The sequence below is a fragment of the Tepidimicrobium xylanilyticum genome (genome assembly GCF_900106765.1).
Classification (GTDB): domain Bacteria; phylum Bacillota; class Clostridia; order Tissierellales; family Tepidimicrobiaceae; genus Tepidimicrobium; species Tepidimicrobium xylanilyticum.
Genome location: NZ_FNNG01000007.1, coordinates 65,760 through 76,808, shown reverse-complemented (window position 1 = coordinate 76,808; position 11,049 = coordinate 65,760). Strand labels below are relative to the sequence as shown.

The 11,049-nt window shown below is 33.6% G+C and carries 14 protein-coding genes and 1 pseudogene; 13 read left to right on the top strand and 2 right to left on the bottom strand.

Annotation, left to right across the window (positions count from 1 at the left end; translation table 11 throughout):
* The coding region (locus tag BLV68_RS08830) for a methylglyoxal synthase (RefSeq protein ID WP_093752955.1) at positions 1–213 on the top strand (213 nt) is incomplete at its 5' end.
* A gap of 311 nt (positions 214–524) precedes the next feature.
* Here the strand turns inward: BLV68_RS08830 and BLV68_RS08825 are convergent.
* Complete coding sequence (locus BLV68_RS08825) at positions 525–1,487, bottom strand: hypothetical protein (RefSeq protein WP_093752953.1); 963 nt, start codon at positions 1,485–1,487, stop codon at positions 525–527.
* Positions 1,488–1,603: 116 nt separating this feature from the next.
* Here BLV68_RS08825 and BLV68_RS08820 point away from each other — a divergent pair, with 116 nt between their 5' ends.
* The 3 genes and pseudogenes from BLV68_RS08820 to BLV68_RS16185 form a co-directional block, all read left to right on the top strand.
* Positions 1,604–2,167 carry a hypothetical protein gene (locus BLV68_RS08820; RefSeq protein ID WP_093752951.1) on the top strand — a complete coding sequence of 188 codons (564 nt, stop codon included), beginning with the start codon at positions 1,604–1,606 and terminating at the stop codon, positions 2,165–2,167.
* Between the two features lie 10 nt (positions 2,168–2,177).
* Entirely contained in the window at positions 2,178–2,747 is a 570-nt protein-coding gene (locus BLV68_RS08815; RefSeq protein ID WP_093752949.1) for a hypothetical protein, read from the top strand.
* Between the two features lie 187 nt (positions 2,748–2,934).
* Positions 2,935–3,123, top strand: a pseudogene (locus BLV68_RS16185) (methylglyoxal synthase); the annotation flags it as partial.
* A 206-nt stretch (positions 3,124–3,329) separates the two neighbouring features.
* Here BLV68_RS16185 and rpsD read toward each other — a convergent pair.
* On the bottom strand, positions 3,330–3,929 hold the full coding sequence (gene rpsD, locus BLV68_RS08805) for a 30S ribosomal protein S4 (RefSeq protein WP_093752947.1): 600 nt from the start codon (positions 3,927–3,929) through the stop codon (positions 3,330–3,332).
* 223 nt (positions 3,930–4,152) lie between these two features.
* On the opposite strand from rpsD, the gene BLV68_RS08800 reads away from it, so the two are divergent.
* From BLV68_RS08800 to BLV68_RS08765, 9 genes are all read left to right on the top strand, one after another.
* Positions 4,153–5,127: an RnfABCDGE type electron transport complex subunit D gene (locus BLV68_RS08800; RefSeq protein ID WP_093752945.1), complete on the top strand. Its 975-nt coding sequence runs from the start codon at positions 4,153–4,155 to the stop codon at positions 5,125–5,127.
* Positions 5,124–5,723, top strand: a complete 600-nt coding sequence (locus BLV68_RS08795) for an FMN-binding protein (protein ID WP_093752943.1) — start codon at positions 5,124–5,126, stop codon at positions 5,721–5,723. The genes BLV68_RS08800 and BLV68_RS08795 overlap by 4 nt, the downstream gene beginning before the upstream one ends.
* Entirely contained in the window at positions 5,724–6,347 is a 624-nt protein-coding gene (locus BLV68_RS08790) for an NADH:ubiquinone reductase (Na(+)-transporting) subunit D (RefSeq protein ID WP_093752941.1), read from the top strand.
* Positions 6,347–6,937, top strand: a complete 591-nt coding sequence (locus BLV68_RS08785) for an NADH:ubiquinone reductase (Na(+)-transporting) subunit E (RefSeq protein WP_234949868.1) — start codon at positions 6,347–6,349, stop codon at positions 6,935–6,937. Before BLV68_RS08790 ends, BLV68_RS08785 begins: the two co-directional genes overlap by 1 nt.
* A gap of 10 nt (positions 6,938–6,947) precedes the next feature.
* On the top strand, positions 6,948–8,048 hold the full coding sequence (locus BLV68_RS08780; protein WP_093752939.1) for an NADH:ubiquinone reductase (Na(+)-transporting) subunit F: 1,101 nt from the start codon (positions 6,948–6,950) through the stop codon (positions 8,046–8,048).
* A 109-nt stretch (positions 8,049–8,157) separates the two neighbouring features.
* Positions 8,158–8,322 carry a hypothetical protein gene (locus BLV68_RS15460; RefSeq protein ID WP_159428657.1) on the top strand — a complete coding sequence of 55 codons (165 nt, stop codon included), beginning with the start codon at positions 8,158–8,160 and terminating at the stop codon, positions 8,320–8,322.
* 89 nt (positions 8,323–8,411) lie between these two features.
* Positions 8,412–8,810: a nucleoside-diphosphate kinase gene (gene ndk, locus BLV68_RS08775; RefSeq protein WP_093752937.1), complete on the top strand. Its 399-nt coding sequence runs from the start codon at positions 8,412–8,414 to the stop codon at positions 8,808–8,810.
* A 150-nt stretch (positions 8,811–8,960) separates the two neighbouring features.
* Positions 8,961–10,328, top strand: coding sequence for an MATE family efflux transporter (locus BLV68_RS08770; RefSeq protein WP_093752935.1), 1,368 nt, complete (start codon positions 8,961–8,963; stop codon positions 10,326–10,328).
* Between the two features lie 72 nt (positions 10,329–10,400).
* Positions 10,401–10,943, top strand: a complete 543-nt coding sequence (locus BLV68_RS08765; RefSeq protein ID WP_093752933.1) for a TDE2712 family protein — start codon at positions 10,401–10,403, stop codon at positions 10,941–10,943.
* Positions 10,944–11,049 lie beyond the last annotated feature (106 nt).

The following is an 11,049-nucleotide window of genomic DNA, read 5'->3' as shown; positions in this document are numbered from 1 at the left end:
ATATTCTTCTGGGACCCCTTGGAAGCTCAACCCCATGATCCAGATGTAAAGGCCTTACTTAGAATAGCCGTATTATACGATATTCCTGTTGCAACTAATCGGTCTACAGCAGATTTTTTACTTACCTCTCCTTTGATGGAAGAAGAATATGAGAGAATGGTAATAGATTTTTCTAAAAGGATGGATAGGGTAAAAAAGATTAAACAGCCTTAGCTCAATGGAATGTTGAGCATTAGCTGTTTAATACAATTATTATAATAACAATGTATATTTGATAAGGTATTGTCTGTTATTTATAAGAAACCAATTGTTCATGTACTACCTATATATAATTTCAAGATTTTCAAATACAAGAATTCTATTATAGTTTATTAAAAATTGAATAAGCTGGATTTAGCCATAGGTGATATAAAATTAATTATAGCCTTAATCTAGAAATTATTTTTAATCATTATCTTGCTGTCCTTGAAATGGTTAAAGACACATCTCTACGAACAGTTTCACGATAAAAAGGATTGTAAACATCAAACAATCCAGTTAAATACTTTGTATCCTGCACCTATATTTATTATTATACCTCTACCTTCGTTGAATAAATCATAAGAAGGAGTTACTTCGTATATTTTGCTTTGACTTAATGAATACCCTAATCTAACATTTCTAAGCTCCAATAAAGGTGGATAATCTAATTCTTCTCCAGTAAATTTATCTATTAGACGAGATTCTTGGAATTTTATAAAAGCACTAATATCTCCATCAGCTCTAAAATTACCTACCATTCTAATATGTGCAGTTTCTCTAACTTCCCTATTCATCCATCTATAATCAATACCTACAATAGTCCCAGTAGCAGCATCAATAATAGAATCTTTTTCATAAGATTCTAATACAAATATATTAGGTTTTGAATATTTTACAAACCACCAAATATTTTCTATATTTGGTTCATCCATAGTTTCAATATCATTAAATAGTACGTCGAATTCATTGTTAACGGGTATTTCTATAATTAAAAAGCTATTATTAGATATATCCTCTAAATAAAGATTTAAATGGCTAGTTAATTGATAACCTCCTTCAAAAGGTATAAATCCACTCCAACCTTTATTTATTGATGCATGTATTAAATTATAATTATCAGAATAACCATCAATGTAGATAATCTGCTTATTGTCTCTGATAGCTTTTGCTATACCTTCTACATGTACAATTTTTTCGAGGCTATCAATTTTAATATCCAAGCGTATTGTTTTGGAGTTTTTATTGTACTCTATATTTATAATTTCTGCTTTGTTTTGCTGTTCTATATCTAATAAATTATTTTGAACTAATTGTTCTAAGTCTTGACTGTTTTTTATATTAGGCATCCTTAATATTTTTGCATTTTTTTCAAAACTACTAGCGCTTACCGTTCCGTTGAGAAATAACACCAAAATTAATATTAAACCTAATACCCCCCTGGTTATTATTTTGAAAAATACCTTCATACAAGACCCTCCTTACCCCAAAATGATATTAATTGAAATTATTGTATATAAATGGTAATATATATTTGTAAATATGTTAAGAAAATATATGAAAATTTTAAAAGAGGTGGTATTATATGTTGGTGACAAAAAACAAATATGATTTTAAAAAAATTATACTTGCTATGGCCATCCTATACCTATTAATAAGTTCTTTAAGGTACAAATCTGAATATATTAAACTTATAAACTACAACTATAAACAAGCTCACCGTTTAGCAGAAAAAAGATATACTGAACTATCTGATATGGACTATGCTGATTATGATTTCGATCAATTTATAGAGGATGTAGGATATATTGGAGGTATTGATAAAAAGTTTTTTAGTGATATAAGGTTAAGGAAAAAAGACTTTAAAAGTTTATATGGTATTATTAGTTTTAGCAATTATAAGTACGGGGATTTAACAGGAGAGTTGAAAGAACAAATAGATTGGAATGACGATGTAAAAAAGTTAGTTTGTGAAACTTTTAAAGAATATTTTTATATTATAAAAGAAAGTACAAATAAAGAAATAGGTTTTTTTACTTCTTTTTTTATCATAAACAAGGATTATAAAAAAATTACTGATGATATCAACAAAGTAGCTGATATTAAAAAAGAAAAGTTATATAAGCTCTTATTTGAAGGAATATTATAAGGAGGAGAAAATGAAAAGGATAAAAGTTTTTCATTTACTAATCCTCTTATTACTTCTTTTTATTATACTGAATGGATACTATGACAAATATTTACTATGTCAAATTATAGATTTTGAATATAGAACGTATCATAGTATAGGGAAGAATATATATGAAAGGCTTTTAGAATATAAACCTAATCAATCTATGAGTAAGGAAGATATAAATCTTATTTTTGATTATCTGAATAAATTAATCTATATAGATTATTCTCTTGATATGGTTTCTATCAATGAAGGAAGGAGAGCTTATTTTTTTGGAAGGTTATTACAAAATGAATTAGATTCTAAAGGTCTATCTGAAGGGGATTACCCACTTTTTTATAAGTTACTTAACAATATCAAAATAGATATATCCAACGAAGAAAAGCTAACCATTGATAATAAGGGTTTAATAGCATTAAAAGAAATTTCTTATCTTATTATGAATGAATACGATATTAATATAAATCTCCTTAGTCCCAAATATATGCTTATTAGGCCTTATAATAGGGTTAATGAAGAATCAATAGAAATATATAAAATGTATTATAATGATTAGTATATATACTACTTAGTAGATGGAATTAGGGATAATAAATTGTGGTATGTTGGTAGTTTTTTATTTGAGGAGGTTCAATATGAGAGAAGTTGATTATATCACTAAGAAAATGAAGAAACAAAAGCGCATAGCCCTAATCGCTCATGATAATAGAAAGAAGGACCTAATAGAATAGGTTAGGGAAAATAAGGGGAAGTTAGGCAGGCACTTTTTATGTGGAACGGGGACAACTACTAGCTTAATATCGGATATGGTAAAATTACCAGTCCATGCTTATAAATCTGGACCTTTAGGAGGAGACCAGCAAATAGGTGCACGAATAGCAGAGGGGGATATAGACTTTTTAATATTCTTCTGGGACCCCTTGGAAGCTTAACCCCATGATCCAGATGTAAAGGCCTTACTTAGAATAGCCGTATTATACGATATTCCTGTTGCAACCAATCAATCCACAGCAGATTTTCTGCTTACTTCTTCTTTGATGGATGGTGAATATGAGAGAAGAATAATAGATTTTTCTAAAAGGATGGATAGGGGTATATATTAAGGGACTTAAAGCTAAAAGCCTTAAGTCCCTTAATATTATGCAAGTCTTGAATAGTATTCAATTACTAATTGGTCGTCAATTTCAATTGGTACTTCTTCTCTTTCTGGATATCGAATCAGCTTACCGGAAAAACTAGACTCATCTTTTTCTAGATAAGGATACATATTAGGGAAGGAAGAGAGGAAGTTCTCTCTAAACAATTCAACATTTCTCGATCTTTCCTTTAATGAAATTTCATCTCCTATATTTACCCTATATGAAGGAATGTCTACCTTTTTACCGTTAACCCTAATATGACCGTGTACTACCATCTGTCTTGCTTGCCTTATAGATGAGGCAAAGCCTAATCTATATACTATATTGTCCAATCTGGTTTCTAGTATTCTAATTAGTGTTTCGCCTGTTTGTCCCTTTGCTTTTTTAGCTTCCCTTACATATCCTTTAAATTGTTTTTCCATAACTCCATAATAGGCTCTTAATCTTTGTTTTTCCAGCAATTGCATACCGTAGGCAGATAGCTTTTTATCCGCTCTAGAACTACCTTTTTTTGCTCTATTCATGGCCTTTGGATGGCCACAAACATTTAATCCTAGCCTTCTACATTCCTTAAATCTAGGATTCATCTTTTTTGCCAAAATTATCATCTCCATATTATAGATTTGCCGCGATAATTTTAAGCCGATTTATAGTATACCATAAAAGGGGAAGATTGTAAATGATAATTATTATCATTTACAATTGGTTTTTTGAACTATGTTGACATAAACTAGTGTATATATGTTTTTTTTTAGAATATAGGGGAATATATTAGTATGAATGATGGATTTGGCGGAATAGTAAATTTATGGAGGTGGTACCTTGATATCCAGCTTTATGAAAAAATATTTTATTAAACAGAAGATGATGAGAATAGTCATCTTATCCTTAATTCCTGTAATTCTTTCCTCTATTTACTTCTTTGGATGGAGATCTTTAGTTCTGCTGTTTTGGGTTACCTTATTTGGTCTTGGGACTGAATGGATTTATGAAAAAATCCAAGGAAAGAAAGTATCTGAAGCAGTTTTTGTAACCTGCATACTTTATGCATTAACTCTTCCACCCAGTACTCCTATATGGATTGCAGTAGTAGGAATAATATTTGGAGTATTTTTTGGGAAAGAGGTATTTGGGGGGTTTGGCAAGAATCTATTTAATCCTGCATTAGTAGCCAGAGCTTTTGTCTATGTGACATTTCCTGAACCTTTGACTATCCATTGGTCAAAAGCAGCTACTGGTTTTCCTGGGGGATTTGCTACATATATTACCGAAACCATTGATGTTGTCTCTCAAGCTACCCCAATGCTAATTTTTAGAGAAACTGGTCAAATGATTTCCCTATCTAAGTTGTTTATTGGCAACGTTTCCGGTTCCTTAGGAGAAACCAGTGCTATTTTAATTATTTTGGCTGGAATTTATCTGCTATTAAAAAAAGTGGCAGCCTGGCAGACTATGGCAGGGGTATTGATAGGATTTACAAGTTTGAGTGGCATGTTGTATCTTCTAGGTAATCCGCAAATTCCCAATCCAATTTTTGGAATATTATCAGGAGGCTTTTTATTTGGGACTGTGTTCATGGCTACAGACCCAGTTTCTTCTCCTAGAACCAAGGAAGGCAAATTCATATATGGCTTTTTGGTAGGTATAGTTACGGTGATAATTAGGGGCTATGCTTTATTTGCTGGTGGTATGATGTTTGCCATATTAATTGGGAATATCTTTGCTCCAATCATAGATGAGGGAGTAAATTATATTAAGAAGATCAGGAAAGAGGGCGAGAAAGAGGTGACAGCATGAAAAAATCCTTTAGCTATCCAATTCTTTTCATGGTCATAATTACCGCCTTTTTTACCCTGATATTGGCTTACCTAAATTATGCTACAGCAGATGTAATAGCCTTAAATGAAGAAACGGAATTGAGGAGGACTTTACTCTATGTATTCGATATCGACCTACCTTCTGATGATCCCAAGGAAATTGAAAGGATTTTTAATCAATATATTGAGGAAACGGAAGAAAAAGGTATATATGTGGCAAAAGAAGGGGACCAAGTAATCGGATACGCCTTTCCAGTTGGAGGATCAGCCCTGTGGGGTACAGTCCAAGGATATGCTGCAGTATCGGCAGACTATAGCAGACTATTGGGAATAGATTTTACTCACCACAGCGAGACGCCAGGATTAGGTGGTCGGATATCGGAAGATTGGTTTAAGGAACAATTTAGGGGGCTGGATTTAACTGAAGCTGAAGGAGGAGAGTATATTATATTTAGACCTGCTCCTAGGGGAAATGTAGATGCCATTGCTGGAGCTACTCAAACCTCTAATTCGGTAGTTAATTTCTTAAATGAGGATATATTTGAATTCATCAGTAAAAGAGGAGGGGGAGAATAGATGGCAGGTGATAGTCCAAAGAAGATTTTTAAAATGGGCTTATGGGATGATAATCCCGTTTTTAAACAGATTATTGGAATATGTTCTTCTTTAGCCGTTACAAATCTAATGATAAATTCATTAATAATGGGCTTGGGTTTAATATTTGTTACGGCCTTATCATCTCTAACGGTTTCTATTATAAGGCAGTTTACTCCAAAACACATTAGGATGATGGTCCAAGTACTTATTATTTCTGTGTATGTAATAATAGTGGATATATTTTTAAAAGCCTACTTGCCAGAAATGAGTAAGGCTTTAGGTCCTTATGTAGGGTTAATTATTACCAACTGTATAATCATGGGAAGATGCGAGGGCTATGCCCAAAACAACCCTCCTCTACCATCCTTCTTAGATGGAATAGCTTCTGGCTTAGGATATACCATAGTGTTATTAGTTATTGCCTTTATCAGAGAACTATTTGGATTCGGAACAATTTTTGGATATAGGGTGTTTGGAGATTGGTGGACCAACTGGACCATAATGGTAATGCCTCCAGCAGCCTTCTTCATACTGGGAGTTATCGTTTGGTGGGCTAGAAGTAAGGAGTCAGAGGAGAAGAAAGAAGGGGGTGCAGTTAACTGATGATAGAACTTAATCCTTTAGTCATATTCTTTGCAGCCATATTTACAAACAATATGATATTTAGCTATTTCCTTGGAATGTGTTCCTTTATTGCAGTGTCCAACGAAATACCTACATCTTTTGGATTAGGGCAGGCAGTGACCTTTGTATTGACCTTTACCACCATATTGAATTACTTCATCTACCATAATATATTAGTGCCTTTAAATCTAGAGTACCTAAGGTTTATCGTATTCATCATAAGTATTGCAGCCTTTGTCCAGCTACTGGAGATGATAGTTGAAAGGTATTTCCCAAACCTTTACTACGCCTTAGGAATTTTTCTACCTCTTATTACTGTTAACTGTGCCATATTAGGGGTTTCCTTATTCATGGTAATTAGACAATATACCTTCTTACAATCGGTAGGATTTGCTGTAGGTTCAGGACTGGGATGGACATTAGCTATAGTGGCTATGGCAGGTGCAAGGAAGAGGATTAGAAACAATAAATTGCTAAAGGGCTTAGAAGGTCCGGGAATTACCCTTATTATAACAGGGCTTATGGCTTTAGCCTTTGTAGGTTTTTCCGGCATAGTACAGATTCAATAGGGGGGATAGTGTGAATACTATAGTAATTACCACCGTTACCGTTACCGCCTTTACCGGCCTCTTGGCCTTACTTTTAACTATTGCAGACCGGACTGTGGCCAATTATGGGGAGAAGAAGTTAATCATAAATGAGGATAAGAAATATATAGTTGATGGGGGGAATACCTTACTGGCAACTCTAATTAATGAAAAGATATTCATACCTTCTGCCTGTGGTGGCAAGGGAACTTGTGGCTACTGTAAGGTAAAAGTAGTGGAGGGTGGCGGACCTGTATTGCCTACCGAACTACCCTGGCTTACTAAAGATGAGTTGGAAGAAAGTATTAGGCTTTCCTGCCAGTGCAAGATAAAAGAGGATATGAAGATAGAAATCCCCGAAGAATTATTTAATGTAAGGGAATACGAGGTAAGGGTAGAATCTATAGAAGATATGACTCCTGTGATAAAGAAATTAAGGTTAAGATTTAAAGAAGGAGAGGAGATCAACTTTAAGCCCGGTCAATATATCCAACTTAAGGCTCCAAAATATGAAGGAAACGATGAAGAGGTTTATAGGGCCTATTCTATAGCTTCACCTCCTTCTGAGAAAAGCTATATAGATTTGATTATAGGATATGTGCCCAATGGAATAGCTACTACCTATGTTCATAAACATTTAAAAGTAGGTGATACAGTCCATATAAATGGTCCTTATGGAGATTTCTATTACAGGGATAAATATGATAACGAGATGATTTTAGTGGCAGTGGGAACTGGGATGGCCCCAATTCTTTCAATACTTTACCATATGAGGGATGAGAATATCAAGCGGAAGGCTAGGTTTTACTTTGGAGCTAGGACTCCGGAGGATTTATTCCTGTTGGATGAATTGAGGGAGTTAGAAGAGACCCTATATGATTTTAAGTTCATTCCAACCCTTTCACGAGCCCTAGATGAACACAATTGGACTGGAGAGAGGGGAAGGGTGAATGTACTCTTAGACAAGCACATCAAGGATCCAAAGGATAGGGAGGCTTATCTGTGCGGCAGCCCTGCTATGATAGATACGGTAGTAGCCTTATTAAAGGAAAAGGGAATCCTTGAAGAGGATATCCTGTATGATAAGTTCTAGAACTTTTAAAAGGGGCATAATGGACTGCCCCTTTTATTTTTGTAAATTATGAAACTATTTTAGCTTTAAGAATATATTGATAATGAATATATTCTTAAGGAGTGATAGGATGAAACATATATCCATAGTAGATTATGGAGATTGTAATGTGGAGGAAAAGATCAACCAATGGATTTTAGAAAATGAAGAAAGGCTACTTGAAATAGTGGATATTGAGTATATAGAACAAGGAAACATGTATTTAGCTACTATTACCTATTTGGAAAGGGAATAGCTAGTAATATAAAATATTTCAAGCTTGGCAAAAATATTGGATAGGGTGTAGAGATGTGCTATAATATTTAAAAAACTCGAGGTGATAGGATGGAAAGAACGTTTATAATGATTAAGCCCGATGGAGTGGAAAGGAAGCTTTTAGGAGAAATAATTAGCAGAATAGAGAAAAAGGGGTTTAGGATCATACGAGCAAAGCTATTCCAGCCTGATAGAGAGCTGGTAGAAGAACATTACATAGAGCATAAGGATAAGCCTTTTTTTGAAGAGATAGTTGAGTACATTACCAGAGGATCCGTTATGGCTATGGAGGTAGAAGGGGATTCAGCCATTGAGATGATGAGAAATATGATAGGAGCCACAGACCCTAAAAAAGCCTTACCAGGGACTATTAGAGGGGATTTTGCCTATTCTATATCTGAAAATATTATCCATGGTTCAGATTCTAAGGAGAGTGCTAAAAGGGAATTAAAACTTTGGTTTGGATAATTAGTAGGAAAAGTTTCTTAGAAATTTTCATTTTCTAAGAAGCTTTTTTATTTAAAATAATTATTTCGACTATCTAAGTACTTTCCCAAAATACATAATGGTGCTATAATATAAGTATTAAAGCAGCGATAATGGATGGAGGTAGAATTCATGGCAAAAATAGACAGAAAAGAGTTGATACTTAATGGGAATATGTATAAAGCAATTACCATAATATCTTTGCCCTTAATGGTGAATAATTTTATCCAAACCTTGTATAATTTGGCTGATGCTATCTGGGTTAGCAAGTTGGGCTCAGTACAATTTGCTGCTACATCTTTTGTATGGCCTGTAATATTTTTATTCATATCTTTAGGAATAGGTATATCGGTTGCAGGGGCTTCCATATTGTCCCAATTAATTGGAGCATCGGAACATGATGAAGCCAATAAGTATGCTAGTCAATTAATAATATTATCTTTAATATTTTCTCTTTTTTTTGCACTTATAGGCTATGGATTAAGTCCCCATATTATAAAACTGATGGGGGGAACTGGTGATTTAGCCATATATAGCAATATTTACCTAAAAATTTGCTTCCTTGGATTTCCTTTTGTATTCTTTTTTTATAATTTTGATTCCATAATGACAGCTCAGGGGAATACATTGATTCCTACCATTTTAAGCGCTATAAGCACATTAATGAATGTGATATTAGATCCAATTTTTATATTTCATTTTGGAATGGGGGTAGCTGGAGCTGCTATAGCTACGGTAATCTCCCAAGCATTGTTAGCTTTAGCTGGTTTAATAGTACTGAGAAAATATTCTCCAATTATCCAGCTTAGCTTAAAGGGCTTTAAATTCAAAAAAACTATGATTAAAAAGATCTTAGAAGTTGGATTACCTGCTAGTGTTGGTCAATCGGGGGCTGCATTGGGATTTATAGTTTTAAATAGCTTTATTGCTTCATATGGAACTGCTACATTAGCAGCTTTTGCTATGGTCAATAGAATAACTTCCTTGATAATGCAACCTCCTATGGGTATTGGGGCAGGCTTAACATCCATTGTGGGTCAAAATATGGGAGCAAACCAAATGGATAGGGTGGAAGAAGCTTTCAAAAAAGCCGTTAAGCTTACTTTGGCTTTATCCTTAGTAGGTGCTGTATTAATATTATGGAAGGATATGGAGACAATTAATATATTTATGAGTTCTGAAAGGGATGTGGAAGTTATAAATCAGGGGCTGTCTTATTTAAGACAGGTAGCTATAACCATACCGCTTATGGGGCTATTCAGCATATTCCAAGGACTATTTCAAGGATCTGGTCATACAAAATACTCTATGGCTATGGAGGTTGGCAGGCTTTGGTTTATAAGAATTCCTATGATTCAGATTTTTAAGTATTCAACCAACCTTGGCCCTGAAGGGATATGGATTGCCATGAGTTCTAGTAATTTTTTGATATGCGTATATGGCTATATGGTTTATAGAAGTAACAAATGGCAAAGGAGAATAATTAAGGCAGGACATTGATTAGGTAAATATATAAAAATATTTATACTAGGTGTATAATAAGAGAGAAACAAAAAGACGAGGAGTGGTAGTATGATAAAAAGCATAAAAACGAATTTAGATGTTATAGAAGCTATGCTTTATTATTGGCAAGCAACTAGCGAAAAGGAAAAGGTGGGGGAATCTTATATTCTCAGCATAGGCGACTTTCCTGAGATGAAATATGTTTATGGAGATGAATTCGATAAGGAATCGGTAAGGAAGGTACTAAGTGCAATTTCCAATAGGGAAATTCTAAATAGTGAAAGCAAAAAAGAAAGAAAATTTTGGAATAACAATATGTGGATGCTAGAGGATTTAGAATTTACTAATATGATGATTCGACCACTGAAAGTATTAAATTTAAACCAAATGGTCGATAGATTAAATAGTTTAAATCCAGATAAGGATTTTGAGCAAATAGAAGTAATTTTTGTTCCTGGTCATATGGATGAATATATCATTGATAAAAACAAATTGGTAATCAATTTTTTTAGAGTAATGCCAGATCTATATGAGGAAGGCAAGGTAAGAATAGGAGATAAGGACCTATTAGACTATTTGGAGGAGAAGTTAGTAAAGTTAGTCAACAGCTAAAAACTTCCTGCCCTGATTTAGGGTAGGAAGTTTCATGTTTTACAATATTGCTTTAATGGCATAATATGAATATAATTTAAATAACGAAAAAGTATAATATGTGAGC